This is a genomic window from Bacillus sp. G16 (genome assembly GCF_021282335.1).
In the GTDB taxonomy this organism is placed as follows: Bacteria; Bacillota; Bacilli; order Bacillales; family Bacillaceae; genus Bacillus; species Bacillus inaquosorum.
This window is the reverse complement of sequence record NZ_JAJSOZ010000006.1, coordinates 90,991-117,931: the sequence shown is the minus strand read 5'-3', so window position 1 is coordinate 117,931 and position 26,941 is coordinate 90,991. Positions and strand designations below refer to the sequence as shown.

Genomic DNA, 26,941 nt, shown 5'->3' with positions numbered 1-26,941 from the left:
TTACGATGAAGCATATTTATGAAAAAGGCACATCTGACAACGTACTGCTGCTGCTGCATGGAACAGGCGGTAATGAACACGATCTGCTTTCATTGGGACGGTTTATAGACCCTCATGCCCATTTGCTTGGTGTCAGAGGATCGGTGCTTGAAAATGGAATGCCGCGATTTTTCAAACGCCTGAGTGAAGGTGTCTTTGATGAAAAGGACCTCGTGGAGCGGACAAGAGAATTGAAAGATTTTATCGACGAGGCTGCAGAAATGCATCAATTTGACCGCGGCCGAGTGATTGCAGTCGGTTATTCAAACGGCGCAAATATTGCAGCAAGCCTGCTTTTCCATTATAAAGATGTCTTAAAAGGGGCTATTCTGCATCATCCGATGGTTCCGGTTCGCGGTATCACGCTGCCTGATATGACGGGACTCCCAGTTTTTATAGGTGCCGGGAAATACGACCCTCTCTGCACGAAGGAAGAATCAGAAGAGCTTCACCGCTATTTACGTGACAGCGGGGCATCAGCCTCCGTATTCTGGCAGGATGGGGGCCATCAGCTGACGCAGCATGAAGCTGAACAGGCTCGCGAATGGTACAAAAATGCGATTGTATAAAAAAAACCTTAGTCCGTTTTTCGGACTAAGGTTTTTCATATCCTTACAGCCAAGTTGACACTTTTGAAAGCGATAAGCGGTTGCTTTGATGGGCAGGTTTCAATGCTTTTCCGATTGAAATAAGCATAACCGGAACATAGCGCTCACTGATATCAAATTGCTTTTGGAACTGCTCTTTGTTAAATCCGCCGATTGCGCACGTGTCATAACCCTTTGCTTTTGCGGCAATCATAAGCTGCATAGCGGCTAAAGAAGCATTTAAGAAAGCAGAATCACGTGCGAATTGCTCGCTTTGGTAGGCGCCGTTAATTTGGCCGAGCAATGTTTGTTTGATTTCATCTGTAATATAGCCTTGGCTTGCCAATTCAGCGTAAACTTCTTCACCGTTTTCATTTGCCTTTAAATCGCCTAAAATAGCGACAACAGCAGAAGACTCAACGATTTGTTTTTGATTATACGCTACAGGAAGAAGCGCCGCTTTTGATTCATCGCTGTGGAATACTGTGAAATGCCAATGCTGAAGGTTCCAAGCTGAAGGCGCTTTAGCGGCAAGGTCCAATAGCTCAGTCAGCTCTTCCTTAGAGATCGGGGCATTTGTATCATATTCCTTTACAGATGCACGTGCTTTTAAAACATCCAGAGTATTCGTCATAGTGTTTCCTCCTTCGGATAAACGTGGTATGATAATAGAAAAGTTAGAAGCTTACTAAATGTAACTTGAAAGATTATTGTAATGGATCATTGAATACATGTCAATCAATAGATGAAGGGATGAAGACTTGTGGGAAATACAATGTGCCCTAAAATGGAATCCGCTTTTTCATTGCTGGGAAAACGATGGAACGGTCTGATCATCCATGTGCTAATGGATGGGCCGAAACGGTTTAAAGAGATAACGGAAACAATACCGATGATCAGCCAAAAAATGCTTGCGGAACGCCTTAAGGAGCTTGAACAAAACGAGATCGTCCAGCGGCAGGTTCTCCCTGAAACGCCGGTCAAAGTCATCTACACGCTGACTGAAAAAGGAACAGCGCTTCAAGCTGTATTCCAAGAGATGCAGGCGTGGGCCGATCAATTTTGCGAGCCCGGTGAAACAGTGTGCGAAGAAGAGAAATAAGGAAAGAGGCGTCCGGGAAAGAGTCTTATTTCAATAATAAAGTCATGTAAGGGGTGGTGGTTCATACCGTTTACATGACTTTTTATATTTGTCAAAATGGCTTTTACAGGTTTGCAAAAGTAATGTGAATATGAAGAGAATATACAAAAATAGGAAATGTTCAATCTGTGAAAAAATGATTAGCAGCTAACCTATTGTTAATGGGGATCATCATTTATCTCGTTTTGCAAATCGTCAAAACGGAACTCTATCTGCCTAGATTTTATATTTACTGCCAAAACCCAGTCAGCTTCCATTGGAATTACATTAGCATCGAAACTGGATTTAAAAAAAGGAGATCAAGGTTCTATCCACCAAATTTGGGATTTTTTATCAAAAAGAAATGAGAGAATTAAAAAAGAGAGCTTCTGATGAAGCTCTCTTTTTTACTATGTTTCATTATTTTATAGTTTTCCATTCAAAAATTGCGCCTCACCAAGACCAAAACTCCAGTCTGCGTCACCATTCTCGGTAATGGAAACCATTAGGTCTTCTGGGGAAATACCGCATTCTGCTTCTAGCTTTTCAGCCAGCAGGGCATACAATTTTTCCTTTTGGCTTTCTGTTCTTGTTTTGCTCGTTATACTGATGATAACCAGATCCTTAGTTCTTTGAAATCCTAATCCTGTATCCTGGATCATAAGCTCGTTTGCTGGATGCTGATGGACAATTTGATAACGGTCTCTTTCCGGAACACCAAACGCTTCGACCATCGCTTGGTGAGCAGTATCTAATAACAATTGCAGTGATTTTTCGTCACGCCCTTTAATTACATCAAAACGTAATAATGGCATGTGAATTCCTCCTCTTGTGAAGTCTGTTTTCATATTGTTCGATTTGCTTCCAGACAATGGATAGATATGAAAACTGGCTGCTAGCTTGATAAAAAACATAACATACAACCAAAAGTTAATCAACATGTAACTAACAAATCGATAGGATAGGCGTTAGATAATTGAGAAAAACTCATAAAAACAATTGACAGTCATTGATTAGGAGATTAGTATGAATACACTAGTTGATCAAAAGATAACAATCATATAACCAAAATTTTTTGGTTATTAGTGAAAGCGTTTTCTGTTTGCTGGGCTTAAATAGTGCCGAATTCATTTTTAAAACACATTTGGAGGGGTACCATGCCGATTTTAATCGTTGCTGTCGGAGTGCTGATTCTGTTATTTCTCATTATTAAAGTAAAATTAAATACCTTTGTCTCACTTATTGTCGTTTCATTTTTAGTAGCCATCGGACTTGGGATGGATATCAATAAAATCGTTCTTTCAATTGAAGCGGGTATAGGCGGGCAGCTCGGGCATTTAGCTTTAGTGTTTGGGCTTGGTGCGATGCTCGGAAGGCTCGTCTCAGATGCTGGGGGCGGCTATCGCATTGCCATTACGCTGATTGACAAATTTGGGAGGAAACGAATACAGGCGGCGGTGGTCATTGCCTCGTTTATCATCGGCATAGCCCTGTTTTTTGAAGTGGGTCTTGTTCTGTTGATTCCGATTGTTTATGCGATTGCCAAAGAATTAAAAATGCCTTTTCTCTATCTGGGAATCCCGATGGCAGCCGCCTTAAATGTCACTCACGGATTTTTGCCCCCGCATCCTGCGCCAACTGCCATCTCAGTTGCATACGGCGCCCATATTGGTCAGGTGCTGCTTTTTGGAATCATCATCGCTGTTCCGACGACTGTGATTGCCGGGCCCTTATTTAATAAATTTGCGATGAAGCGGTTTCCCGGTGCGTATCAAAAGCGCGGAAATTTATCGGCGTTAGGGCCGCGGAAAGAATTTCATCTGGATGAAACACCAGGCTTTGGGATCAGTGTTGTCACATCTTTATTTCCAGTTATCTTTATGGCCATTGCGACTGTTTTTTCTTTATTACTCAAAGAACATTCAAGAGGAAAAGACATCATAGAATTTATCGGCACTCCGGGGACGGCAATGCTCATTTCACTTTTGCTTGCGCTCTATACGATGGGATATGCGCGTAAAATACCTATGAAGGAGATTAGCAAATCGTTATCCGAATCGATTTCACAAATCGCGATGATGCTGCTTATCATAGGAGGGGGAGGGGCGCTTAAACAGGTTCTGATTGACGGCGGGGTCGGTGATTATGTTGCTGATCTTTTCAGTCAAACAAACATGTCGCCGCTGCTCGTTGCATGGATTATCGCTGCGGTTCTGCGCCTGTGTTTGGGCTCTGCTACTGTGGCTGCGCTTACCACTGCGGGAATGGCAGCTCCGCTTATGGAGGCAGGCAGTGTAAACCCGGCATTGATGGTACTGGCAACCGGAGCGGGAAGTGTCATCGCATGTCATGTAAATGATGCAGGATTTTGGATGGTAAAGGAATTTTTCGGTTTGAGCATGAAAGAAACCTTTCAAACCTGGACGCTGCTTACAACAGTTCTCTCAGTAACAGGGCTCGGTTGTGTGTTATTGGCAGGGCTTGTGATGTAACAATACCCAGATTCAGTCCATAGCCCAATCGTTTTTCTTCCTTGTTGAATACTTTACGTATAGGCAGATATAAAGGAGGAAAAATCATGTACCCTCATCATTCATATTATCGCGGGAACCCAGATCCAGCCGGATATCCGGCGCGCAATCCTTTCTTGTTTGGCGCTCCTTTAGTCGGTGGTTTATTAGGCGGTTTTCTCGGGAGTGCTCTGTTTAACGCACCTCGTCCCTATGCTTATCCGCCTGTCCCGTATGGTTACGGAGGCGTACCGTACGGTTTTGGTGCCGGCGTGCCATACGGCGGATATCCCGGTTTCTATTAACAAAAACGGCCTGCATCGGTGCAGGCCGTTTTTTATCGGATGATTTCTACCTCGGACATATTGTAGTCTTGCTGCTTTTGAAACATGACTTCCAGAAGGCCATCCTTATAGACGGCTTTTGTTCCTTTGCGTTTGACTAAACAAGGCAGGCTTATTTTTTTCGGATGATCCAAATTCGGAAAATTTTCTATCATTAATGCGTGAGAAGTGTGTTTGATTTTCAACTGTTCCAGCTGGCTTTCGCTGATTGGCACCTTTACAAACACATGGTCTGTTGTTTCAAATATATCTATATCAGGTTTAGCAGATTTGGCGGGCTGTTCTTTTTGGGGGAGAGGATCGCGGAAAGGAAATTGAGCCGCATAATCACTGCCAAACACACTTTCCATTACGCGATTTACATACGTTTCAACTTCTTTTGGATCTGCTTTTTTTAATGCTTCCTTGGAAAATTGATTGTGGAAAGGAAAGTACTTGTTCCACTCAAACATCGTCGTCACACCCTTTCTTCACGGACAAAATAGTATATGCCCGCCCGATCTTTCACGTGATATAATATAAGATGCTCTAAAGAAAGGCGGGGATATAAATGCAATACTCAGAAACAAAAAAAGGCGTTCTTTACACAGCCGTTTCCTTTCTCATGTGGGGGCTGTTTCCGCTCTATTGGAAGCTTCTCGAACAGCTGCCGGCCCTTGATATTTTGGCTCACCGTATTATATGGTCTTTTGTTTTTATGTGTATCGTGCTTTTTTTCTTGCGGCAATGGAAAACAGGGTGGCAGGAGCTGCGCTCTTTGAAAAAGAAAGGCGGCAACCTTTCTTTATTTCTCGCTTCTATCCTGATTTCGATTAACTGGTTTGTATACATATGGGCTGTCAACCATGGCTTTTTGCTTGAGGCTAGTCTTGGCTATTACATTAATCCGCTTGTATCAGTGCTCCTTGGAATTTTATTTTTAAAGGAAAAACTGAATCGCCTGCAATTGGTGGCAGTTTCGATTGCGGCGGCCGGTGTCATTATCTCGGCGTTCCAATACGGCTCCATTCCTTATGTAGCGCTTCTGCTTGCATTCAGCTTCGGGCTGTACGGGTTAAGCAAAAAAAGAACAAGCCTGTCAAGCGCCATTGGTTTAACGCTGGAAACATTTATGATTATGCCGATTGCTTTGGGATATTTGCTGCTGAGCGGCCATATCCAGCCCGCGGGTGCAGAAAGCGGGGGGACGTGGATGCTTCTCTTTTTTGCCGGTGTATTTACGGCGCTGCCGCTATTATTGTTTGCGGAAGGAGCGAAACGGCTGCCGCTGTACCAAGTCGGTATCTTACAATATATTGCACCGACCATTACTTTGCTGATCGGGCTGTTTGTTTATCATGAGCCATTTTCAAGCTCGAAGGCTTTTACATTCAGCTGTATATGGGCTGCGCTGCTCTTGTTTACGTTTTCACAAATAAAGTGGAAACGGGCGTCAAAAAGCCACTGAGGCCTTTGGCTTTTCAGCTGAACCATATATTATGTATAATCATTTCATGTATGTAAGACATAAAGGAGCAAGACGATGGACAATGATAAAGAGATAGTGAAAGCCTACGCTTCACTTTGGAACAACCGATCTTTCGCTAGTGATGACGCAGAAGCGGTAGCAGAGGCGATTGATCTAGAGCTCTTGGATAAACGTACACATCCGAGACTCCGGAAACCGATGCTGGAAAAATATTTTGCTGCGATCCAGCGCATTGTGAATTCACAGCTCGAACCGGCTGTGAAATATCAGCTGGTCAAATTACATACAGAACGCGCAGAGCATTTAAAAGAAGAAAGAGGGGAGCAATCATGAAAGCAATCATAAAAGAAGATGTGCAAGCATCTTTAGAACGATATGCGGACCGCCCTGTATATATTCATTTAGAAACCACAACCGGTTCTTATTCAGCGCACTTAAATGAAAAAAACATGACGGTTGTTGCATACATCCGCAATGCAAAAGTTACCTATCATCAGGCGAAAATTAAAGGCAACGGCCCTTTTCGGGTTGGTTTAAAAACAGAAGACGGCTGGATTTATGCTGAAGGCTTGACTGAATACACGGTAGATGAAGACAACCGTTTATTAATGGCAGGACACCTGCCGGGCGGTAAACTGGCTATTTCTCTGCAAATCAGTGAAAAACCGTTCACAGTTTAAAGAAAAGGGTGAAAAATAATGAAAGAACATGTACTTGTAATCCTGCCTCACCCTGATGACGAATCATACGGAGTGGCAGGCCTGATTGCCTTAAACAGAAAGAAAGACATTCCGGTTACGTACGCCTGCGCCACTTTAGGTGAAATGGGCAGAAATATGGGCGATCCATTTTTTGCGAATCGGGAAACGTTGCCGCTATTAAGAAAACAAGAGCTTATTAACGCATGCAAAGAAATGGATATCAATGACCTTCGGATGCTTGGGCTCCGTGACAAAACGCTCGAATTTGAAGACGATGAGTATTTAGCTGATATCATGGAAGAGATCATAGATGATGTAAAACCAAGTTTAATTGTCACATTTTATCCTGGACACGGCGTGCACCCTGACCATGATGCATGCGGGGAAGCGGTTATCCGTGCATTGTACCGTAAAAAGAAAGAAGACCGTCCGCGTACGCTCTGCATGGCCATTACACGCAACAGGGAAGAAGTTCTCGGCGAAGCAGATGTCGTACTTGATATCAAAGAAGTAGCTGATATTAAAATGAATGCGTTAAGAGCTCACCGCACTCAAACAGAAGGCATGCTCAGAGAGCTTGAAGAAAAATTGAAAAACAATGAACCTGTTATGGCAACATGGTTTGAAGAAGAAGTATATTGGACGTATCAATGGAATGATTAATCAAAAAGGTATAAGGCCTTTAGCCTTATACCTTTTTTAATTTCAAGTCAGATGCAATCGCTGAAGCGAGGGTGGATCTCAGGGAAATATCTTCGAAAGACAAACCAAGCTGAACCGCTGTTTGTGCTATTTCAGGGCGGATTCCCGACAAAGTTGATGAAACGCCGATTAAACGAAGCGCCTCAATCAGACTGAACAGCTGGTGGGCAACCATCGTATCAATAACAGCTACTCCTGACAAATCAATATACAGCTGTGTCACCTTTTTCTCCGCACATTGATGCAGTGTGTTTTCCATAATCAGTTTGGCGCGAACTGTATCAATATCTCCGATTAAAGGCAGCAGCCCGACGCTGTGAAACAGCACGATGACCGGCGCGCTTAATTCAGTAATCATATCTTTTTGGGCTTGAAGCTGAAGACTTGTGTTTTTGTACATTTCTTCTATAAAAATATGAATCACAAGATCAAACGCTTTTATAAGGGCGTGATAAAGGTCTTCGGCTTCTTCGCCTTTCACAGTGTCCTGATTGATATGGACAAATTCTTTCACATAGGAAACATATAAATCTCTCACTCTGACAAACTCCCGGATAATATAGTGGATGGGAGTCTTTAAATGCTCTTGATCCTGTGTGACTTCAAAGGCCCATTCTTTCAGTATAGGCAGGTACACATCTTCATCATCTATAAAAATACGGTTTATTTTATAGTTGAAGGCAAGATTCTGGCTCTTTAAATTGTGAATGACAGCAGGGTCTGTTGATGCATATATGGAATTCGGATCAGTCTCCTCAATTGTTTCATACCATGTTGAACTGATGGTCTCCGCATGCTGAGAAAGATATTCGTATAATTTTTTATTTTTTGCCATGTATGATCACCTCTTTTAACTGTATTGTTTTTGCGAATAACGTTTTTGCAGTTTAGCCAGCCTGAAAAACAGCCCAACTGCCCCGGCGGCGAGTCCTGCAATTAACCCGATCCAATAACCGAACGCGCCGAGGCTTGTAAACGTACCGACCGCATAACCGACAGGAAGGCCAATGACCCAGTAAGAGACAAATGCGGCCGCAAGCGTATAGTTTACATCTTTGTATCCTCTGAGCGCTCCCTGGATAGGTGCAGCCACAGCATCGGAAAGCTGAAAAAACAGCGCATAAATTAAAAAGTGCTGTGTCAGCAGGAGCACATCGGGGTCAGAAGTGTACATGCCGGCAATTTGCGCTCTAAATGACAGGATACAGGCTGCAGTTAACAAAGAAAAGCCAATCGCCATCATGATGCCGATCAAGCTATATGAGCGTGCATCTTTAAATCGGGCTGCACCGGCTTCAAAACCGACAACAATTGTTAAAGCCATGGACACACTAAGCGGCAGCATATATAAAAGCGAAGCAAAGTTCATGGCCGCCTGGTGGGACGCGATGGTCACTGTATCAAAATGGCTCATCAGAAGCGTGACAGCTGCGAAAATGCTCGTTTCAAAAAACACGGCGAACCCAATAGGCAGCCCGATTTTGAGCATATTTTTACACGCTTTCCAAGAGAACTTATACATTGTAAGGAAAATCCCGTATTCGGAAAATGGCGCGGCTTTATGAATAATGAAAAAACTGATGATGCAGATACACCAATATGTAAGCGCGGACGCTAGCCCGGCACCGACGCCGCCAAGGGCAGGCATTCCGAATTTTCCAAAGATGAATACGTAATTCAATACAAAATTGATCGGAAGAGAACTGAGTGTAATCATCATTGTGACTCTCGTTTTCCCTAATGAGTCAATGAATGATCTCAAAACAGTGTAAACAAATAAAGGGAAAATTCCCAGCGATAAAAACCCTAAAAAGTGTTTGGCAATCTGATGCACGTGAGCCTCAAGGTCTAATCGGCCAAGAATAAGGTCAACTGCAGCATATCCAATCGCTAAAACGGCGATGCTAAGAAGCGCGGCCACGTATACAGCCTGTAAAACAGTAAAGGGAATCTTCTGTTTTTTTTCAGCGCCTAAAAGCTGAGCGACAATCGGGGTGACCGCCATTAATATGCCTGCAAGTCCTGTATAAACAGGGGTCCAAAGACTTGAGCCAATGGCGACACCGGCTAAATCAGCGGGGCTGACTTTCCCTGACATTACAGTATCTAAAAAAGTCATAAGAGATAGCCCCGCCTGGGTAATTAATATCGGAATTAAAATGTGCAAAAGCTGTTTGATCTTCTGCCGGGCGTTTCGAGTTTCTTTCATACATTGATCTCCGTTTCTTTTTCATAACGAGAGAAATTATAACATTTTATGTATAAAAAGCAATGAACGCCAGGCCTATTCTTTTTTTGTCGGTTTCGTTTTTCTAAACATTTGGGCATAAATAAAAGAAAGCGAAATCACGCCTAAAAAGGTGCAAATATACTGAATGATTCTTTCGATTTCCATTCTTTACATCCCTCCTTTACCAATAGAATGTGCATCAATAAGATAAGCATGCGTGAAAGGTTGGAAATTTGAAAAGGAGATGAAGGTCTATGCGTTATGAGCAGATGTCAGAAAATGCATTCAAGGGGAAAATACAAGTGTACTTAGAGCAAATATTAGGTGATGCATCGCTAATTTTGAAGGCGATTCACGAAAAAGACCAGTGCCTCCTTTGTGAATTAGATGAATTGGGGCATATTTTTCAGGACATGCAGGGGATCGCATCATCCTTTTATTTGCAATCATACATTGAGGAATTTACGCCGGCATTTATTGAGCTGGCCAAGGCGATTAAAGCCTTATCGGAACATAAGCATGGTGCTTTAATTGTGATTGAAAGAGCGGACCCTGTTGAACATTTTATTCAAAAAGGAACATCCCTTCATGCGGAGATCAGCGCTTCATTAATTGAGAGCATCTTTTTCCCCGGAAATCCTCTTCATGACGGCGCTTTATTAGTAAGGGAAAATAAACTCGTATCAGCAGCTAATGTACTCCCGCTGACAACAAAGGATGTGGATATCCATCTGGGAACCCGGCACCGCGCGGCTCTTGGAATGTCGGGGTATACGGACGCGCTTGTGCTCGTTGTTTCAGAGGAGACAGGGAAGATGTCGTTTGCAAAAGACGGTGTATTATATCCGTTAATTTCGCCAAGAACGTAAAAATAAATATAAGGGCCTGATAATGAATCCTATCATGAGACAAAATGACTGAATTCGGATCTTTTTTAAAGCATTCACTTCAAGCTGAATGCTTTTTGTCTTGAAGGCAGGAAATATAAACTGGTAGAAAAGTTATATCTAATGAATATTAATTAAGTTAAACACTTTACCTAATTATGTATTTATAGTACCGTATAAAATATTATATAAATTTTTAAAGGAAGGATGCTGCCGCATGGCTAATGTATTAATGATCGGTTTTCCCGGTGAAGGGCATATTAATCCGTCTATCGGTGTAATGAAGGAGTTGAAATCACGGGGAGAACATATTACCTACTACGCAGTGAAGGAATACAAAGAAAAAATTGCAGCTCTTGATATTGAGTTTCGTGAGTATCATGATTTCCGGGAAGATTACTTCGGAAAGAATGCAACCGGAGATGAAGAAAGAGATTTCACAGAAATGATCTGCGCTTTTTTGAAAGGCTGTAAGGATATCGCGACTCATATTTATGATGAAGTCAAACATGAGTCGTATGATTATGTCATATATGATCACCACCTACTGGCCGGTAAAATCATTGCCAACCTATTGAAGCTGCCGAGATTTTCACTGTGTACAACCTTTGCGATGAATGAGGAATTTCTAAAGGAAATGATGGGTGGATACATGAGAGGATCATTTGAAGATTCGCCTCATTATGAATCTTACAAGCAGCTTGCAGAAACATTAAATACTGATTTTCAGGCAGGGATCAAGAAGCCATTTGACGTTTTTTCTTCAGAGGGGGACTTGACGATTGTCTTTACATCAAGGGAATTTCAGCCAATGGCTGAGCAATTCGGCGATCAGTATGTATTTGTTGGTCCTTCAATTACGGAAAGAGCCGGAAACAATGATTTCCCATTTGAGCAGATTGACAATGAAAACGTGCTGTTTATTTCGATGGGAACCATTTTTAACAATCAAAAGCAGTTTTTTAATCAATGTCTTGAGGTTTGTAAAGACTTTGACGGTAAGGTTGTGCTTTCCATCGGCAAGCATATCAAAGCAAATGAGTTAAACGACATTCCGGAGAATTTCATTGTACGCCCGTATGTCCCTCAGCTTGAGATCCTGAAAAGGGCCAGTTTATTTGTGACCCACGGCGGAATGAACAGCACAAGTGAAGGTTTGTATTTTGAAACTCCGCTTGTTGTTATTCCCATGGGAGCTGACCAATTTGCCGTCGGAAATCAAGTAGAAAAAATCGGCGCAGGGAAAGTTCTGAAAAAAGAACAACTATCTGAAAGCCTTCTGAAAGAAACGATTCAAGAAGTGATGAACAATCCTGTGTATGCTGAAAAGGCGAAAGAAATTGGACAATCACTGAAAGCGGCAGGCGGTTCTAAAAAAGCGGCCGACAGCATTCTTGAAGTTGTGAAACACAAAACTCAATCAGCCAACGCATAATATAAATGCCTGTTCTTATCAAAAGAACAGGCAATTTGGAATTTTCGTAAGAAAGCAGAGGAAGGGATTTGACACGCCAATAGAGAATTGATAAGAAAAACAGACAAGAAAGGAGGAAAATCTGCTTCGTTCATCAATAGAAAACCATCATTTTTGCCCCCGCTTAAATAGTTCTTTAGACTTTCGAAAAATAGATGCAGGTTATGTAAAATGTTAGGTGTTTATTTGAAGATTTAAAGGTCGAACGATGCTGAAATTGATGCCGAATGTTTGAAAAGGATTTAACTTTTTGAAGAAGTGACGATAAAACTGATGTGCGCCATTTTTGGAAATAAAATACTAGCTGTTTTTTGAGCAATAAACAGTTTAGGAGGTTGAACGAATGAAAAAGAAGTTTGTAGCCGGCTTGGCTGTTTCCGCAGTTGTTGGGTCATCGATGGCAGCAGCGCCCGCGGAAGCAAAAACGATAAAAGTAAAAAGCGGTGATTCTCTTTGGAAACTTTCCCGCCAATATGATACGACAATATCCAAACTGAAATCCGAAAACAAATTGAAATCGTCGGTGCTTTATGTCGGACAAAGTCTTAAGATTCCTGAAAACAGCAAAAAAAGCACGACATCTTCATCAAACTCAAGCAAAACGTCAACGTACACTGTTGCATATGGTGATTCGCTATGGATGATTGCTAAAAATCATAAAATGAGTGTTTCTGAGCTTAAAAACTTAAACAGCCTGAGCAGTGACCTGATTCGTCCAGGGCAAAAGCTTAAGATCAAAGGGACAAGCAGTTCAAGCGGCTCAAATGGATCAAAGAAAAACAGCGGTTCCAATTCTTCAGGCTCTTCAAAAAGTACATATACAGTTAAGCTTGGTGACTCACTGTGGAAAATCGCAAACAGCTTAAATATGACAGTAGCTGAATTGAAAACATTAAATGGCTTAACATCAGATACCCTTTATCCTAAACAGGTACTCAAAATAAAAGGAAGCAGCTCACCCAAGAGCGGAAACAGCGGTTCCAAGAAGCCGTCAAACTCCAATTCCTCCAAAACAACTACATACAAGGTGAAAGCAGGCGATTCGCTGTGGAAAATCGCGAATCAGCTCGGAGTCACTGTGCAAAGCATCCGTGATAAAAACAATTTATCATCTGATGTGCTGCAAATCGGACAGGTTCTGACTATCTCGGGAACAACAAAGTCTAACAATTCAAATCAGACAAAGCCAAAAGATAACTCAGGGTCAAACATTCAAATAGGCTCGAAGATTGACAGAATGATAACAGAAGCGAAAAAATATGTCGGAGTGCCGTACCGCTGGGGAGGAAACACGCCTGCCGGTTTTGATTGCAGCGGCTTCATTTATTACCTCATTAATAATGTATCATCGATATCAAGATTGAGTACGGCAGGGTATTGGAATGTCATGCAAAAAGTCAGCCAGCCGTCAGTCGGGGATTTTGTTTTCTTTACCACATATAAATCCGGCCCGTCTCACATGGGGATTTATCTAGGCGGCGGAGATTTTATTCATGCAAGCTCATCGGGCGTAGACATTTCCAATCTCAGCAATTCGTATTGGAAACAGCGCTACTTGGGCGCAAGAAGCTATTTTTAAAAATGAGCATGACAAAAAGCCTTTTTATAGGCTTTTTTGTTTATATCAGACAATGATTGACCACACTGTTAGAAAAAACAAGGGGGAGACAGTATGTACCGTCTCTTGCTGTTGATGATGGTGACGGCACTGGGAGCTGCGGGATGCGGACAAAACCCTCCTGACCCTCCTAAGCGGATACCGGAAAAAGAAGCGGTTGAAACGTCAGCGTTTGGTCATCATGTCCAGCTGGTTAATCGTGAAGGCAAAGCAGTCGGTTTTATAGAACTCAAAGAATCAGAAGACGAAGGACTCGACATTCATATTTCCGCAAACAGCCTGCGCCCCGGCGCTTCACTCGGTTTTCATATTCATGAGAAAGGTTCATGTGTCAGGCCGGATTTTGAATCAGCAGGAGGTCACTTTAATCCGCTGAACAAAGAACACGGCTTCAACAATCCGATGGGGCATCATGCCGGAGATCTGCCGAACCTTGAAGTCGGTGCTGATGGAAAAGTAGATGTCATTATGAATGCGCCGGACACCTCACTGAAAAAAGGAAGTAAACTAAATATTCTCGACCAGGACGGGAGTGCGTTTATTATTCATGAACATGCCGACGATTATTTGACGAATCCAAGCGGGAATTCAGGTGCGCGTATCGTCTGCGGAGCCCTTTCAGGCAATAACGAGAAGCAGTAATATCATCCAAGCCCTTTTGTATTGAGCATACAGGGGCTTTTTTAGTATACTCGTTAATGGAATACGAATAGGAAAGGGAACCTGTCTATGACAACTCAATTACAACACTTAACATTGCCGGAAGATATACAAAAAAAGCTTTTATCATATAAAGATCAGCCAATTTCCCCAGAGTTTCAGTCACTCATCGGGACATCAGGCTATGAGGCGGAGGATGAAGCCATTTTATTCGACGCCATTATCGCATTAGCCATGGGAAAAAATGTCCTGCTGAAAGGGCCTACAGGCTCAGGAAAAACAAAGCTGGCAGAAACATTGTCCAGCTATTTTCATAAACCGATGCACAGTGTCAACTGTTCAGTTGACTTGGATGCAGAAGCCTTGGTCGGCTATAAAACAATTGAAAATCAATCTGGCCAGGCGACGATCGAGTTTGTTTCAGGGCCTGTCACAAAAGCCATGAAGGAAGGCCATTTTCTTTATATAGATGAAATCAATATGGCAAAGCCGGAAACACTGCCCATTTTAAACGGTGTATTAGATTACAGAAAAATGATGACAAATCCGTTTACAGGTGAGGTCATTCGGGCTAAAGGCGGATTCGGAGTCATTGCAGCCATCAATGAAGGCTATGTTGGAACTGTTCCGCTGAATGAAGCATTGAAAAACCGTTTTGTCATCATCGATGTGCCTTATATTAAAGGCGAGCTGCTGAAACAAGTGCTTATGTCTCAGTCAGCTCTGCAAGATGAGAAATTGATTGATCGGTTTATCACGCTTTCCTCTGACTTGATTGTTCAGGCTAATAACGGACAGGTGTCTGAAGAAGCGGCATCCATCAGAGCTTTAATCGATACATGTGATTTAGCCGCTTATATTCCGCCGCGTCGTGCCATCGAACGGGGAATTGTAGAGAAGCTTGATGATGACCGGGAAAAGGCGGCCGTTCGAAATATTGCAGAAACTCTGTTTGAATGAGGGAGCTGCGATGAAATTTATCAAATTTAACGACAGCACAATTGATTCGTTTTTATTTATGATGCTGACTGATTTGGCCAAAACACTTACCAAGAGTGAAGCGGTAGAAGTGGAGTATGGCGTTCAGTCCTATTACAATCCATTTGAAAAGAAAATCTATATGAGCCACTTTTGGAAAGACAGAGCAGCCGAGGACATGGAGGCGGGTCTGAAAAGCGACGTCTACCTGCGTTCGGTCGGAACGAGATATAGCTCGCTGCAAGAGTTTGCGAACTTTTTGGATGATATCCATCGGCATCTTACGTTCAAAAGCTTTGCCAAGCAGCTGTTTATGCTGCTTGAGGACATCAGAATTGAAGAATGCATCAAACACGAGCGTCCGGGTACGAAACATGTATTTGCGAAGCGAAAAGACATGTACAGAAAACACTTCTCTACCCAGCTGACCTTAAATTTAGAACGAAGCATTTTTACGGATGCCCTCTTTTGTGCGATCTATGTCAAGCTAACAACGGAATCGCCGCTCGTGACCCTTCCGTCTATGCGTGAAGATATTGATCTGATGCGCCCGTTTATTGAGCAGCAGCTCCTTCGCGTGTATGAAGCAGATTCGACACGGCAGATTCTGAAAATTGTTGAAGACCTCATGGACGGGCTTGAAGAGGTGCTCGATAAGGATATGCTGAACACCTACTTCTTTTTACCTGAGCTTGATTACGCAAAAGCTGCGGAACAGCCGTTATTTGAAGAAGAGAAAAAAGCGCCTAAGCTGAGTGATGACATCACGCTTCCGAAAAAATCAGACGGTGATGAGGATATTCATGAAGAAGAAATGCCGACGTGGCACCGGGAAACAGAAGCACCGGCTAAAAGCTTCCTTCAATTCGATATTGAACACGGCGCAAAATCAGATTTAGGAAAAGACGCTTCAAGGGAAGGCGACGATGGAGATCAAGCCCTCGGTTCTGTCCAAGGATCAGCCAGACAAACAAAACGGAAAGACTATTCCAAGCTGGAAGCGCTGGAGTCCCAAAAAGACCAGCCGAACGGAGCGGGTATGGCTGACGGCAAAGAAAATAAATACGCATTTCCGATTTACAAAGAACCTCAGCCGGCAACCAGTGAAGAGGAGCTTTCCTATAAACAGCAGGCAAAAACGATTGAGTCGTATCAAAAGCGTTTAAAACAAATGATTCAAAAAACGCTGGAGCATAAAAAAACATTGCCGAGAACAGATCTTCATGCCGGACGGCTGAACAATAAGCTTCTGCGCTACTTCACTGAGCGAAATCCGCGTCTATTCTACAAAAAGCAAGAACCGTCTTCAGAAATTGACGCAGTTTTTACATTGCTGGTCGACTGTTCAGCCAGCATGTTCGACAAAATGGACGAAACAAAACGGGGAATCGTGTTGTTTCACGAAGCGTTGAAATCGGTAGCGGTTCCGCATCAGATTGTCGGCTTCTGGGAGGACACAAACGATGCAACCGAAACAAGCCAGCCAAACTATTTCAATACGGTTATTCCTTTCCAATCGTCATTAAGACAAGATGCTGGGCCTGCCATTATGCAGCTCGAGCCTGAGGAAGATAACCGTGACGGCTATGCGATCCGGCAGATGACGAAAAAAATGCTGCTGCGCAGCGAGGCGCAAAAGTTCTTAATTGTATTCTCAGATGGAGAGCCGGCTGCATTTGGCTATGAACAAAACGGGATTGTCGATACAAGTGAAGCGGTTATTGAAGCCCGAAAAAGAGGAATAGAAGTGATAAATGTTTTTCTCTCCAACTCAGAAATAGAAGAATCGCAAATGAAGACCATTCAGGATATGTACGGAAAATTCAGTATATTTGTCCCGGATGTCGATCAGCTCCCGGATGTTCTGTATCCGCTGCTGAAAAAACTGCTTCATAAAAGCATAGGATAGCCCTTTATCCTATGCTTTTTGGCGTTTCTTTTTTCAAATGATTAAATTTTTTGTTTTTTATAAAGGTTTTTTACTATTTTGTGAACAATCAAGGTAGAATCAAATTGCAAACAGTGGTAAAATATCGTTGGAAGCGTTTTTATTACATAATTTTGGACACAGCGTTCGAAAGTTATTTTAAGATAGTGAATCATTCACTTGATTATCTAAGTTGGGGGTAATATTCAAATGTTTCAAAATAGTATGAAACAACGAATGAATTGGGAAGATTTTTACGGTCCGAACCTCGGCTATGCGCTGGAGCTTTACGATCAGTATACCCAGGATCCGAACAGCATTGATCCGGATCTAAAGGACATGTTCGACGAGCTCGGTGCTCCGCCAAGCGATATAAAAGAGGCCTCGGGAACAAAAGAAAAGGGACGTGTTACAGCCGATCTGATTCAAAAGATCGCATCCGCAGTCAGACTTGCAGAAGATATCCGAACCTATGGCCATTTAAACGCTTCCGTCAATCCGCTCAGAAAGGATGGGAAAAAGAGCGAACTCTTTCCATTATCCGATTACGGGCTAACAGAAGAGGAAATAAAAGCAATACCTGCGTCAGTGATTTGTAAAGACGCTCCTAAAAACATTACGAACGGTTTAGAAGCCATTCAGTATTTACGAAATACCTATAAAAGAACGATCTCATTTGAATTTGACCATGTGCATGACTTCAAAGAGCGTGAGTGGCTGACGAGAAAGATTGAATCTGGCGAGCTGTTCCAGAAGAACTCAGCTGAAAAACTGTCGGCTGTGCTGGAGAGACTGACAGAAGTAGAGGGCTTCGAGCAGTTTTTGCACCGCACATTCGTCGGACAGAAGCGCTTTTCCATTGAGGGATTGGACGCGCTTGTACCAGTGCTGGATGACATTATTGCACAATCTGTCAAATCAGGTACGACCAGTGTCAACATCGGAATGGCGCACAGGGGGCGCCTGAATGTATTGGCACACGTGCTCGGCAAACCGTATGAAATTATTTTCTCTGAATTTCAGCATGCGCCGAACAAAGACCTTGTCCCGTCTGAGGGATCAATCGGAATCAGCTACGGATGGACAGGGGATGTGAAATACCATCTGGGGGCAAATCGGGAGCTTCAAGACGCTGAAACAAAATCAGCACGCATTACGTTAGCAAACAACCCGAGCCACTTGGAATTTATCAATCCAATTGTTGAAGGCAGTACAAGAGCGGCACAAGAAACAAGAACACAAAGCGGATACCCGGTGCAGGATGAAACAAAATCGCTTGCCATTTTAATTCATGGAGACGCTGCATTCCCTGGGGAAGGAATTGTTGCTGAAACATTGAATTTAAGCTCTTTAAAAGGGTATCAAGTAGGCGGTGCGATTCATATTATTGCCAATAACATGATCGGATTCACAACAGAAAGCGCTGAATCAAGATCGACAAACTATGCCAGTGACCTGGCGAAGGGCTATGAAATTCCGATTGTTCACGTAAATGCAGACGATCCTGAAGCCTGTCTTTCAGCTGTTAAGTTTGCGGTCGAATACCGAAAAACATTCAACAAGGACTTTCTAATTGACTTGATCGGGTACAGACGCTACGGGCACAACGAAATGGATGAGCCGTCAACCACTCAGCCGATGCTGTATGATGCTGTCAGAAAGCATCCGACCGTCAAACAAATTTTCGCCGAAAAGCTCGTAAATGAAGGCGTTCTTACCGAGGAAGTTGTTCAAAACATCGAAAAATCGGTAACGAAGCGCATTGAGGATGCTTATCAGAAAGTGCCTGCTAAAAAGGAACATACTGCCTGTGAAATTGAACTTCCAGAGCCTGTTTCAAACGGTTTCCCTGATGTGGACACATCCATTGATTTTGATGTGCTCCGCAAGCTGAATGGCGAATTGGTCAACTGGCCGGAGTCATTTAACGTTTTCGGCAAGCTAAAGCGCATTTTAGAAAGACGCGCAAAGGCGTTCGATGATGACAGAAAAGTGGAATGGTCTTTGGCTGAATCACTTGCGTTTGCTTCTATTTTGAAAGACGGAACACCGATTCGTTTAACAGGACAGGATTCCGAGCGCGGAACGTTCGCCCAAAGAAACCTTGTGCTTCATGACAGTGAGACGGGTGAAGAATTTGTGCCGCTTCATCACTTATCTGACTGTGGCACATCGTTTGCTGTTCATAACAGCCCGCTGTCTGAAGGATCGGTTCTCGGCTTTGAATACGGCTATAACGTGCATTCACCGGAAACGCTTGTCATGTGGGAAGCGCAGTACGGAGATTTTGCCAACGCTGCTCAAGTGTATTTTGACCAATTCATTTCTGCCGGACGTGCGAAATGGGGCCAAAAATCTGGATTAGTTATGCTGCTTCCGCACGGTTACGAGGGACAGGGGCCTGAGCACTCAAGCGGAAGAATCGAGCGGTTCCTGCAGCTTGCCGCGGAGAACAACTGGACGGTTGCCAACCTGACAAGCGCTGCACAGTATTTCCATATTTTAAGAAGACAGGCGAAAATGCTGCTTCGTGAAGAGATCAGACCGCTCGTCATTATGACGCCGAAGAGCCTTCTTCGTAATCCGAATACGGTTTCGGAAGTGCAGGAGCTCAGCGAAAGCCGCTTCCAGCCTGTTTACGAACAGTCCGGACTTTCTCATGACTATGAAAAAGTAACCAGACTTGTATTATCCAGCGGTAAAGTGTCCATAGACATCAGTGATCATTTCAATAAATTAGAAGACGGTAAAGAGTGGCTTCACATTGCGAGAATTGAACAGCTGTATCCATTCCCGGCAAAAGGAGTCAAAGAATTATTTGCAAAACTTCCGAACCTGCAAGAAATCGTTTGGGTGCAGGAAGAGCCGCAGAACATGGGGGCTTGGAGCTATATCAGCCCGTATTTGACAGAAATTGCACCACAGGGAGTAAGTGTTCAATATATTGGACGAAGAAGACGATCCAGCCCTGCAGAGGGAGATCCGACAGTTCATAAAAAAGAACAGGAACGTATTGTATCTGATAGCTTGACTCGCAAAAACTAAGGGGGAAATGAAAAAATGGCGGAAATTAAGGTACCTGAATTAGCAGAATCAATCTCAGAAGGAACAATAGCCCAATGGTTAAAGCAGCCTGGTGATTATGTAGAACAGGGTGAATATCTGCTTGAACTAGAAACGGACAAAGTAAATGTTGAATTGACAGCAGAAGAATCGGGTGTACTTCAAGAGGTATTGAAAGATTCGGGTGATACCGTCCAAGTCGGAGAAATTATCGGTACTATTTCAGAAGGCGCGGGTGAAAGTTCTGCCCCTGCACCTTCAGAGAAAGCTGAAAGCAAAGATAGCGAGAAAGAAGAGAAGCAAGCTGAACCAGCGGGACAAGAGGTGAGCGAGGAAACGCAAGCCGAAGCAAAATCAAGAACGATCGCTTCTCCTTCAGCCCGTAAGCTGGCAAGAGAGAAAGGAATTGACTTGTCTCAGGTTCCAACGGGAGATCCGTTAGGAAGAGTGCGCAAGCATGATGTCGAAGCGTACGAAAAACCAGCGTCAAAACCGGCTCCTCAGCAAAAACAGCAGCAGCCTCAGGCTCAAAAAGCACAGCAAAGCTTTGAGAAACCTGTTGAAGTGCAAAAAATGTCACGCCGCAGACAAACGATTGCAAAACGCCTTGTAGAGGTACAGCAAACATCGGCGATGCTGACTACATTTAATGAAGTAGACATGACGGCTGTCATGAATCTCAGAAAACGCCGCAAAGATCAATTCTTTGAGCAAAACGAAGTGAAGCTCGGCTTCATGTCTTTCTTTACGAAAGCGGTCGTAGCTGCGTTGAAAAAATATCCGCTGCTGAATGCGGAAATTCAAGGCGATGAGCTGATCGTTAAGAAATTCTACGATATTGGGATCGCTGTTGCGGCTGATGAAGGCCTTGTCGTTCCGGTTGTACGGGATGCGGATCGCCTGACATTTGCAGGAATCGAAAAAGAAATTGGCGAGCTTGCGAAAAAAGCAAGAAACAATAAATTAACCCTTAGTGAGCTACAGGGGGGCTCCTTCACCATTACAAACGGAGGGACTTTCGGTTCACTGATGTCGACTCCGATTTTAAACAGCCCTCAAGTCGGTATACTGGGCATGCATAAGATTCAGCTGCGCCCTGTGGCAATTGATGAAGAGCGCTTCGAAAACCGTCCGATGATGTATATCGCTTTATCTTATGATCACCGGATTGTAGACGGTAAAGAAGCGGTTGGTTTCCTAGTGACAATCAAAAATTTACTGGAAGATCCTGAACAGCTTTTATTAGAGGGCTAATAAAAAAAGGTACATCACGATAAAGTGATGTACCTTTTTTGTATGCCGATTTAAAGAGATAGATTATTGCTGGTTGATGCTGTTTGTTTCTTTTTCGCTTTTTTTGACCAATATGTTGCAAGCATGGAACCTGAAAGGTTATGCCACACACTGAATATCGCGCTTGGTACGGCAGATAGCGGTGAGAAATGAGCTGTGGCTAGTGCCGCCCCAAGTCCTGAATTTTGCATACCGACTTCGATTGCAATCGCTTTTTGAGACGGATAATCCATTTTTAAAAGCTTTGCGCAAAGAAATCCAAGCAAATAACCGATACCGTTATGCAGGATGACAACAGAAAAAATGAGCAACCCTGATTGAAGCAGATTTTCCCGGTTGCCGCTGACGACAGCTGAGACAATTGCAACAATGCCAATGACAGAAACAAGCGGAAGAGCATGTACGGCTTTTGCGACTTGTTTTCTGAAAAACATTTTGACGATCAGGCCTGCAATGATCGGAAATAAAACAGCCTGTAAGATTGAAATAAACAAAGACCCCGGCGAGACTGGAAGCCATTCCTTTGCAAACAGCATAATCAAAACCGGGGTTACAACAGGTGCCAACAAGGTAGATATTGTTGTAACAGCAACAGAAAGGGCCGTATTTCCTTTTGCTAAAAATGTCATGACATTAGATGCAGTTCCCCCAGGACAGCAACCCACAAGGATAACACCCACTGCAATTTCAGCTGGCAGATGCAGTCCAAATGCCAATCCAAAAGCAACGAGCGGCATGATGGTATACTGTGCAATCACTCCAATAATGACGTGCCAAGGCTTTCTGAGCAGCTCTTTGAAATCATCGGCTTGCAGTGTAAGTCCCATCCCAAACATGATAATGCCAAGAAAAACCGTAATATAAGAACTGATCCACGTAAATAAAGACGGGAAAGAAAATCCCAGCACGGCAAAAACAATGACCCATATGCCGAAGGTTTGTCCCGCGAAATGACTTATTTTTCTAATGATGTCCATAAAAACACTCCTTACACATTTATCAAGAACTTCAGCAGAAATTCTCACAAAATTTTAAACATTCTCTTATTATAATTAATTTTCTGAATAATTCAATATCAATAGACGGATTGGCTTTAAATAGATGACAGTAGATATATTATGTAAACTAATCAAAATGTTCTTGACTATATAGGAAGATATTCTTACAATGAATCTTTATAATGGTTAGATAAAATAGGAGTGATAGGGTGAAGGAAGCGAATCAATGGTCTTCGAAGCTCGGCTTTATTTTAGCCGCGGCAGGATCAGCTATCGGGCTTGGCGCGATATGGAAATTTCCATATGTAGCAGGCACCAGCGGAGGAGGCGCATTTTTACTTATTTTTATTTTATTTACGGTTTTAATCGGACTGCCTTTATTGTTAGGTGAATTTATCATAGGCAGAAAAACACAGAAAGATGCCGTTCAGTCCTATAAAACACTTGCTCCAGGAACGAAGTGGCATTGGATCGGTTATTTAGGCATGGCGACGTGCTTTATTCTCTTATCTTTCTACAGTGTCGTTGGCGGGTGGATTTTAGTTTATATTATCAAAGGCTTCACTGGCGGTTTATCGCAAACATCTGGTTTTGATACGATATTTGCAAGTACGATTTCAAATCCTTATTTGGCTGTAGGAGGCCAGCTGCTCTTTATGGTGGTGACAATTTTAGTTGTTGCAAAAGGGGTAAGCAGTGGAATTGAAAAAGCAAGCCAAGTATTAATGCCGGCGCTTTTTATATTATTTGTCATATTAATGGTGCGTTCCATTACACTTGATGGCGCAATGGAAGGTCTTAAGTTTTTCCTGATGCCTGATTTAACCGCAATTGATGCCAATACGATTTTATATGCGATGGGACAATCCTTTTTCTTACTAAGTGTTGGTGTATCTGTCATGGTAACGTATAGCTCTTATTTAGAGAAACAGGAAAATCTGGTGCAATCCGCTGTATCTGTAACTGTATTGAACGTGCTTGTTGCTGTAATGGCCGGAATTGCGATTTTTCCAGCTGTCTTTTCATTCGGCCTCAAACCAGACCAAGGGCCGGTCCTGTTATTTAACGTGCTGCCGACTGTATTTAATCAAATGCCGTTCGGAATTATCTTTTTATTAGCATTTTTACTTCTATTTTTATTTGCGGCACTAACATCCGCTTTTTCAATGCTGGAAATTTTGGTCGCGGTGCTTTCAAAAGGCGATGTCAATAAAAGAAAACGATTCGCTTGGTTAGGCGGAATTGCTATTTTTATTGTCGGAGTGCCATCTGCATTATCATACGGTGTCTTAAGTGACGTCTCTATATTTCACTTGTCCATTTTTGATGCGGCAGACTATCTTGTAAGCAATATTTTAATGCCGTTAGGCGCGTTATTGATTTCTATTTTTGTTCCGTTAAAAATACCGAAACAGGATTTGTTCGACGAGCTGAAAAGCGGTTCCAGCCTCAAACGAAAGTGGTTTGCGGTTTGGCTCCTGCTCATTCGTTATCTTTCACCTGTTGCCATCATCATCGTATTTTTACATGTGTTAGGCATTTTTTAAAACAAGAAGCCCCCGGGATAAGGGGGCTTTTTTTAATAGAGTTTCCAAACAATTTCTTTTGCTTGCTCAAAACGTTTTTCTGCCTCGCGCCAATCCACGACATTCCACCAATGATCAACGTAGCTCGCCCGGTCATTTTTATATTGCAAATAGTAGGCATGTTCCCATACGTCAAGCGGTAAAAGAGGGATCACATCCCATTGGCTGAAATGCTGGTGCTTTTCTGCCGTTAAGATCTCCAACCGTCCCGATCGAGGTGCCCAGACCAAAATGGCCCAGCCGACACCTTCTACTTTTTTAGCGGCTTGCGTGAAATGTTCTTTAAAAGCGGAATAGCTTCCAAATGAAAGATCAATCATTTGGAACAATGTGCCCGTAGGACGCCTTTTTCCGTTTGGATGCATTGAAAACCAGAAAATACTGTGCAAATAATGGCCTGCTCCATGGAATGCAAGCTCTCTTTCCCAATGAATGACCAAATCAAAATTCTTTGATGCTCTCGCTTTCTTAAGCTCTAATTCTGCTTTGTTCAGACCGTCAACATAGCTTTGATGATGCTTCGTATGATGAAGGACCATAATCTCGCGTGAAATATAAGGCTCTAAGGCGGAATATTTGTACGGAAGCTTTGGCAGCACATGTTTCCCTATAGGGACATAAGCGCGTCTTTCACTTGTATCCTCTGATTCTGTAATATCCCGATAAAGGGCAGCAGCCTGATTATACCAATCTTCTTCTGTTGTTTGATCATCTTCTAGTGCTTCAATCATCTTGTCGATTTGATCTTCAAACTGATCAAGCTGTCCTCGTTTTTGAATCTGATCCTTCAGGGTTTCACACCAATTGAACATCTCCGTTTGATAAGATTCACGTTTCATTTGCTGTCTCCTTTTCAATAGCATTCAAATACTTCCCGACAGCCAGCAAAGAGAATACATATGGATAGCTGTGATAGCGGATATAAAATTGCTTTGGCAATCCGATTCCTGCTGGATAGGCCAGACTATCGGCGCCATGAGAACTGCTGTCAGTAAGGTATTGCATACCTTTCACAATAGATGGGTGTTCGGGATTTTCGTAAGTGAGCAAAGCGTCTAAAGCCCAGGACGTTTGTACAATGGTTCCTCTATGCAGCGATACGTACGTTTTGATTTCGGCGCTTTTGCAGGATTCTCCCCAGCTGCCGTCATCAAGCTGTATGGACTTGAGCCAGCACAGGGCTTTTTGTATAGCAGGGTGCTTTCGGTTAACCCCGCAGGCATGCAAACCTGTTAGAGCAGCCCATGTGCCGTAAATGTAGCAAACCCCCCATCTCCCGTACCAAGACCCATTTTGTTCTTGATGTTCGAAAAGCCAGTTCACAGCGCGCTGAATATGTTGATGTTTCTCTGTAAAACCGGCTTTCTCGCCTAAAAAGTGCAACACACGTCCGGTGAGGTCGGCGGTTGAAGGGTCAACTGCCGCGTCCTCGGCGGATTCAAGCGGGAGAAGGCGGATCAGAGGATGGTTCACATTTTTTTCAAAAGCAGAAAATCCGCCGTCATTGTTTTGCATTGATAAAAGCCAAGACAATCCTCGCTCCCAAGCTGAAGGAGAATAACTGCGGGGTATCGCTTTTAATACGGCTGCAGTGTCGTCACAGTCAGGGTTATTTGTATTGATGTTTGAAAATCCCCAGCCGCCGGGAGGTACGTCCGGGTTTTTGACAGACCAATCTGCTATTTTGGTATGCTGTCGTTCTAGCAAAAAGGCGGATGCTTTTGTAATAGAGCTGTCTGTTTCAGTCACGCCGTTTTTTTGAAGGGCATAGCTGATCAAAGCAGTATCCCAAACAGTTGAAGTAGAGTTTTCAAGATAAGGAATCCGGCTGCACTCTGTCACTAGCGATTTGATGCCTTTAATTGCCCTCCTAATGATAGAAGAGTGGCGCGACACGCCAAGTGATAGAAGGCTGTAAACCATAAATATGGTTGCGCTCGCATAGCTGTATAATGTTCCGTCTTTTTCAATCCGGTCCAGCATATACGTTTTAGCTGTCTGTAAGCCCAGCTGCTGAAAAGCAAACGGTGCATGAAAAATGCGTTTCCAATGTGACAATATAGACGTGAGATCTCTTTCTTCAAAAGCATCGGATCGAAGCCAAGTGAAAGGGTTTTTTGTCATGTGCGGATCGAGATGATGAAGAGATGGAATATTGCGGTTTTTAAGAACAAATCGCTGATTGAGTGTTACTGCCATAGGAGCAAAATGAATTCGGGCATATGCGCTGAACTGATAGAAATGAACCGGTAATGTTGGGGGGAGCGCCATGAGTGATAATGGTAAATACAAAACAGGCCAAGGGTACAGCCCGTTCGCGGCAAGCATCCATTTTGTCATGAAATGAACATGTTTCAGGCCGCCATGTGAAATGATAAATTGTTCAGCCTTTCTCATGTGCGGGTCAGATCTGTGAAAACATCCTGAAGCCAGCATCCCGACATATCCTTGGACGGTAGCCGTTATATTTCCACTCGTTTCATCGGGATAATTGATAAATGTGCCGTCGGACTGCTGTTTTTCGCGAATGCCCGCTGTCAGCGCTGATATCAGTTTTTTTTCATTCTCCCCATCATCAAGTGAGGTGAGGAGCAAAATAAAAAAGGAATTTGTCATGATTGGTCCTTCAAAGCAAAATGTCCACGAACCGTCAGCGTTTTGCCTGTCTCTTAACTCTGCAATGGTTTTCTTTTGATAACGCCTCACTTTCTCCTGAAGTGTGCCCATCACGCTCAACTCCTTCAGAAGCATATATA

General features: G+C 43.1%; 25 protein-coding genes. 17 read left to right on the top strand and 8 right to left on the bottom strand.

The annotated features are described in order from the left end of the window. Positions 1-5 precede the first annotated feature (5 nt). Complete coding sequence (locus tag LWH95_RS09310) at positions 6-608, top strand: alpha/beta hydrolase (protein WP_019258669.1); 603 nt, start codon at positions 6-8, stop codon at positions 606-608. Between the two features lie 43 nt (positions 609-651). On the opposite strand, the gene LWH95_RS09305 is transcribed toward LWH95_RS09310, so the two are convergent. Next, complete coding sequence (locus LWH95_RS09305; RefSeq protein ID WP_003241606.1) at positions 652-1,260, bottom strand: nitroreductase family protein; 609 nt, start codon at positions 1,258-1,260, stop codon at positions 652-654. A 129-nt stretch (positions 1,261-1,389) separates the two neighbouring features. Here LWH95_RS09305 and yodB point away from each other — a divergent pair, with 129 nt between their 5' ends. Beyond that, a complete protein-coding gene (gene yodB, locus LWH95_RS09300) occupies positions 1,390-1,728 on the top strand; it encodes a transcriptional regulator YodB (protein WP_019258668.1) in 339 nt (112 codons plus the stop codon). Positions 1,729-2,171: 443 nt separating this feature from the next. Here yodB and LWH95_RS09295 read toward each other — a convergent pair whose 3' ends face one another. Continuing rightward, positions 2,172-2,561, bottom strand: coding sequence for a tautomerase family protein (locus LWH95_RS09295; protein WP_232919402.1), 390 nt, complete (start codon positions 2,559-2,561; stop codon positions 2,172-2,174). Between the two features lie 342 nt (positions 2,562-2,903). Here LWH95_RS09295 and LWH95_RS09290 point away from each other — a divergent pair, with 342 nt between their 5' ends. Beyond that, positions 2,904-4,238: a gluconate:H+ symporter gene (locus tag LWH95_RS09290; protein WP_133487226.1), complete on the top strand. Its 1,335-nt coding sequence runs from the start codon at positions 2,904-2,906 to the stop codon at positions 4,236-4,238. 86 nt (positions 4,239-4,324) lie between these two features. Continuing rightward, positions 4,325-4,561, top strand: a complete 237-nt coding sequence (locus LWH95_RS09285) for a hypothetical protein (protein WP_232919401.1) — start codon at positions 4,325-4,327, stop codon at positions 4,559-4,561. A 32-nt stretch (positions 4,562-4,593) separates the two neighbouring features. Here the strand turns inward: LWH95_RS09285 and LWH95_RS09280 are convergent, their stop codons facing one another. Beyond that, positions 4,594-5,052, bottom strand: a complete 459-nt coding sequence (locus tag LWH95_RS09280) for an Hsp20/alpha crystallin family protein (protein WP_003241616.1) — start codon at positions 5,050-5,052, stop codon at positions 4,594-4,596. A 98-nt stretch (positions 5,053-5,150) separates the two neighbouring features. Between LWH95_RS09280 and rarD the strand changes: the two genes are divergently transcribed. From rarD to bshB2, 4 genes are all read left to right on the top strand, one after another. Then, a complete protein-coding gene (gene rarD, locus LWH95_RS09275; protein WP_232919400.1) occupies positions 5,151-6,047 on the top strand; it encodes an EamA family transporter RarD in 897 nt (298 codons plus the stop codon). A gap of 75 nt (positions 6,048-6,122) precedes the next feature. Continuing rightward, entirely contained in the window at positions 6,123-6,401 is a 279-nt protein-coding gene (locus LWH95_RS09270; protein WP_060398833.1) for a hypothetical protein, read from the top strand. After that, positions 6,398-6,748, top strand: coding sequence for a YojF family protein (locus LWH95_RS09265; RefSeq protein WP_019258663.1), 351 nt, complete (start codon positions 6,398-6,400; stop codon positions 6,746-6,748). The genes LWH95_RS09270 and LWH95_RS09265 overlap by 4 nt, the downstream gene beginning before the upstream one ends. 18 nt (positions 6,749-6,766) lie before the next feature. Then, complete coding sequence (gene bshB2 / locus LWH95_RS09260; protein ID WP_003220099.1) at positions 6,767-7,432, top strand: bacillithiol biosynthesis deacetylase BshB2; 666 nt, start codon at positions 6,767-6,769, stop codon at positions 7,430-7,432. Between the two features lie 25 nt (positions 7,433-7,457). Here the strand turns inward: bshB2 and rsbRC are convergent, their stop codons facing one another. Then, on the bottom strand, positions 7,458-8,306 hold the full coding sequence (rsbRC, locus tag LWH95_RS09255; protein ID WP_003241625.1) for an RsbT co-antagonist RsbRC: 849 nt from the start codon (positions 8,304-8,306) through the stop codon (positions 7,458-7,460). Between the two features lie 15 nt (positions 8,307-8,321). Beyond that, entirely contained in the window at positions 8,322-9,680 is a 1,359-nt protein-coding gene (locus LWH95_RS09250; protein WP_003241628.1) for an MATE family efflux transporter, read from the bottom strand. A 275-nt stretch (positions 9,681-9,955) separates the two neighbouring features. On the opposite strand from LWH95_RS09250, the gene cdaS reads away from it, so the two are divergent. The 8 genes from cdaS to odhB all read left to right on the top strand — a co-directional run bounded on the left by cdaS (position 9,956) and on the right by odhB (position 21,562). Beyond that, on the top strand, positions 9,956-10,570 hold the full coding sequence (gene cdaS, locus LWH95_RS09245) for a cyclic di-AMP synthase CdaS (RefSeq protein WP_133487234.1): 615 nt from the start codon (positions 9,956-9,958) through the stop codon (positions 10,568-10,570). A gap of 235 nt (positions 10,571-10,805) precedes the next feature. Then, positions 10,806-12,023, top strand: a complete 1,218-nt coding sequence (locus tag LWH95_RS09240; RefSeq protein WP_232919399.1) for a macrolide family glycosyltransferase — start codon at positions 10,806-10,808, stop codon at positions 12,021-12,023. 382 nt (positions 12,024-12,405) lie between these two features. Beyond that, on the top strand, positions 12,406-13,641 hold the full coding sequence (gene cwlS / locus LWH95_RS09235; RefSeq protein WP_133487236.1) for a D-gamma-glutamyl-meso-diaminopimelic acid endopeptidase CwlS: 1,236 nt from the start codon (positions 12,406-12,408) through the stop codon (positions 13,639-13,641). Positions 13,642-13,734: 93 nt separating this feature from the next. Further along, positions 13,735-14,322 (top strand): superoxide dismutase family protein, encoded by a 588-nt coding sequence (locus tag LWH95_RS09230; RefSeq protein ID WP_019258658.1) that lies wholly within the window; start codon positions 13,735-13,737, stop codon positions 14,320-14,322. An 87-nt stretch (positions 14,323-14,409) separates the two neighbouring features. Next, positions 14,410-15,300 carry an AAA family ATPase gene (locus tag LWH95_RS09225; protein ID WP_003241639.1) on the top strand — a complete coding sequence of 297 codons (891 nt, stop codon included), beginning with the start codon at positions 14,410-14,412 and terminating at the stop codon, positions 15,298-15,300. Positions 15,301-15,310: 10 nt separating this feature from the next. After that, a complete protein-coding gene (locus LWH95_RS09220; protein WP_148983124.1) occupies positions 15,311-17,227 on the top strand; it encodes a vWA domain-containing protein in 1,917 nt (638 codons plus the stop codon). A gap of 228 nt (positions 17,228-17,455) precedes the next feature. Continuing rightward, positions 17,456-20,290 carry a 2-oxoglutarate dehydrogenase E1 component gene (gene sucA / locus LWH95_RS09215; protein ID WP_225516869.1) on the top strand — a complete coding sequence of 945 codons (2,835 nt, stop codon included), beginning with the start codon at positions 17,456-17,458 and terminating at the stop codon, positions 20,288-20,290. Positions 20,291-20,305: 15 nt separating this feature from the next. Continuing rightward, the gene (gene odhB / locus LWH95_RS09210; RefSeq protein ID WP_019258654.1) at positions 20,306-21,562 is read left to right on the top strand and encodes a 2-oxoglutarate dehydrogenase complex dihydrolipoyllysine-residue succinyltransferase; all 1,257 of its coding nucleotides are present in this window, start codon (positions 20,306-20,308) and stop codon (positions 21,560-21,562) included. 50 nt (positions 21,563-21,612) lie between these two features. Here odhB and LWH95_RS09205 read toward each other — a convergent pair whose 3' ends face one another. Next, complete coding sequence (locus LWH95_RS09205) at positions 21,613-22,578, bottom strand: bile acid:sodium symporter family transporter (protein WP_232919398.1); 966 nt, start codon at positions 22,576-22,578, stop codon at positions 21,613-21,615. A 230-nt stretch (positions 22,579-22,808) separates the two neighbouring features. On the opposite strand from LWH95_RS09205, the gene LWH95_RS09200 reads away from it, so the two are divergent. Continuing rightward, positions 22,809-24,146, top strand: a complete 1,338-nt coding sequence (locus LWH95_RS09200; protein ID WP_088110760.1) for a sodium-dependent transporter — start codon at positions 22,809-22,811, stop codon at positions 24,144-24,146. Positions 24,147-24,178: 32 nt separating this feature from the next. On the opposite strand, the gene LWH95_RS09195 is transcribed toward LWH95_RS09200, so the two are convergent. Both LWH95_RS09195 and LWH95_RS09190 read right to left on the bottom strand, forming a co-directional pair. Then, on the bottom strand, positions 24,179-25,024 hold the full coding sequence (locus LWH95_RS09195) for a superoxide dismutase (protein ID WP_232919397.1): 846 nt from the start codon (positions 25,022-25,024) through the stop codon (positions 24,179-24,181). Then, positions 25,014-26,912: a terpene cyclase/mutase family protein gene (locus tag LWH95_RS09190; protein ID WP_232919396.1), complete on the bottom strand. Its 1,899-nt coding sequence runs from the start codon at positions 26,910-26,912 to the stop codon at positions 25,014-25,016. Before LWH95_RS09190 ends, LWH95_RS09195 begins: the two co-directional genes overlap by 11 nt. Positions 26,913-26,941: the final 29 nt, after the last annotated feature.

Excerpts from the sequence above, each read along its gene's own strand:
- LWH95_RS09230 (WP_019258658.1), top strand. The coding sequence starts at position 13,735 with ATGTACCGTCTCTTGCTGTTGATGATGGTGACGGCACTGGGAGCTGCG.
- LWH95_RS09285 (WP_232919401.1), top strand. The coding sequence starts at position 4,325 with ATGTACCCTCATCATTCATATTATCGCGGGAACCCAGATCCAGCCGGA.
- cdaS (WP_133487234.1), top strand. The coding sequence starts at position 9,956 with ATGCGTTATGAGCAGATGTCAGAAAATGCATTCAAGGGGAAAATACAA.
- LWH95_RS09190 (WP_232919396.1), bottom strand. The coding sequence starts at position 26,912 with ATGGGCACACTTCAGGAGAAAGTGAGGCGTTATCAAAAGAAAACCATT.
- LWH95_RS09240 (WP_232919399.1), top strand. The coding sequence starts at position 10,806 with ATGGCTAATGTATTAATGATCGGTTTTCCCGGTGAAGGGCATATTAAT.
- cwlS (WP_133487236.1), top strand. The coding sequence starts at position 12,406 with ATGAAAAAGAAGTTTGTAGCCGGCTTGGCTGTTTCCGCAGTTGTTGGG.
- rsbRC (WP_003241625.1), bottom strand. The coding sequence starts at position 8,306 with ATGGCAAAAAATAAAAAATTATACGAATATCTTTCTCAGCATGCGGAG.
- LWH95_RS09290 (WP_133487226.1), top strand. The coding sequence starts at position 2,904 with ATGCCGATTTTAATCGTTGCTGTCGGAGTGCTGATTCTGTTATTTCTC.
- odhB (WP_019258654.1), top strand. The coding sequence starts at position 20,306 with ATGGCGGAAATTAAGGTACCTGAATTAGCAGAATCAATCTCAGAAGGA.
- sucA (WP_225516869.1), top strand. The coding sequence starts at position 17,456 with ATGTTTCAAAATAGTATGAAACAACGAATGAATTGGGAAGATTTTTAC.
- LWH95_RS09280 (WP_003241616.1), bottom strand. The coding sequence starts at position 5,052 with ATGTTTGAGTGGAACAAGTACTTTCCTTTCCACAATCAATTTTCCAAG.
- LWH95_RS09220 (WP_148983124.1), top strand. The coding sequence starts at position 15,311 with ATGAAATTTATCAAATTTAACGACAGCACAATTGATTCGTTTTTATTT.
- LWH95_RS09310 (WP_019258669.1), top strand. The coding sequence starts at position 6 with ATGAAGCATATTTATGAAAAAGGCACATCTGACAACGTACTGCTGCTG.
- bshB2 (WP_003220099.1), top strand. The coding sequence starts at position 6,767 with ATGAAAGAACATGTACTTGTAATCCTGCCTCACCCTGATGACGAATCA.
- LWH95_RS09225 (WP_003241639.1), top strand. The coding sequence starts at position 14,410 with ATGACAACTCAATTACAACACTTAACATTGCCGGAAGATATACAAAAA.
- LWH95_RS09195 (WP_232919397.1), bottom strand. The coding sequence starts at position 25,024 with ATGAAACGTGAATCTTATCAAACGGAGATGTTCAATTGGTGTGAAACC.
- LWH95_RS09305 (WP_003241606.1), bottom strand. The coding sequence starts at position 1,260 with ATGACGAATACTCTGGATGTTTTAAAAGCACGTGCATCTGTAAAGGAA.
- LWH95_RS09295 (WP_232919402.1), bottom strand. The coding sequence starts at position 2,561 with ATGCCATTATTACGTTTTGATGTAATTAAAGGGCGTGACGAAAAATCA.
- LWH95_RS09270 (WP_060398833.1), top strand. The coding sequence starts at position 6,123 with ATGGACAATGATAAAGAGATAGTGAAAGCCTACGCTTCACTTTGGAAC.
- LWH95_RS09205 (WP_232919398.1), bottom strand. The coding sequence starts at position 22,578 with ATGGACATCATTAGAAAAATAAGTCATTTCGCGGGACAAACCTTCGGC.
- LWH95_RS09250 (WP_003241628.1), bottom strand. The coding sequence starts at position 9,680 with ATGAAAGAAACTCGAAACGCCCGGCAGAAGATCAAACAGCTTTTGCAC.
- rarD (WP_232919400.1), top strand. The coding sequence starts at position 5,151 with ATGCAATACTCAGAAACAAAAAAAGGCGTTCTTTACACAGCCGTTTCC.
- LWH95_RS09265 (WP_019258663.1), top strand. The coding sequence starts at position 6,398 with ATGAAAGCAATCATAAAAGAAGATGTGCAAGCATCTTTAGAACGATAT.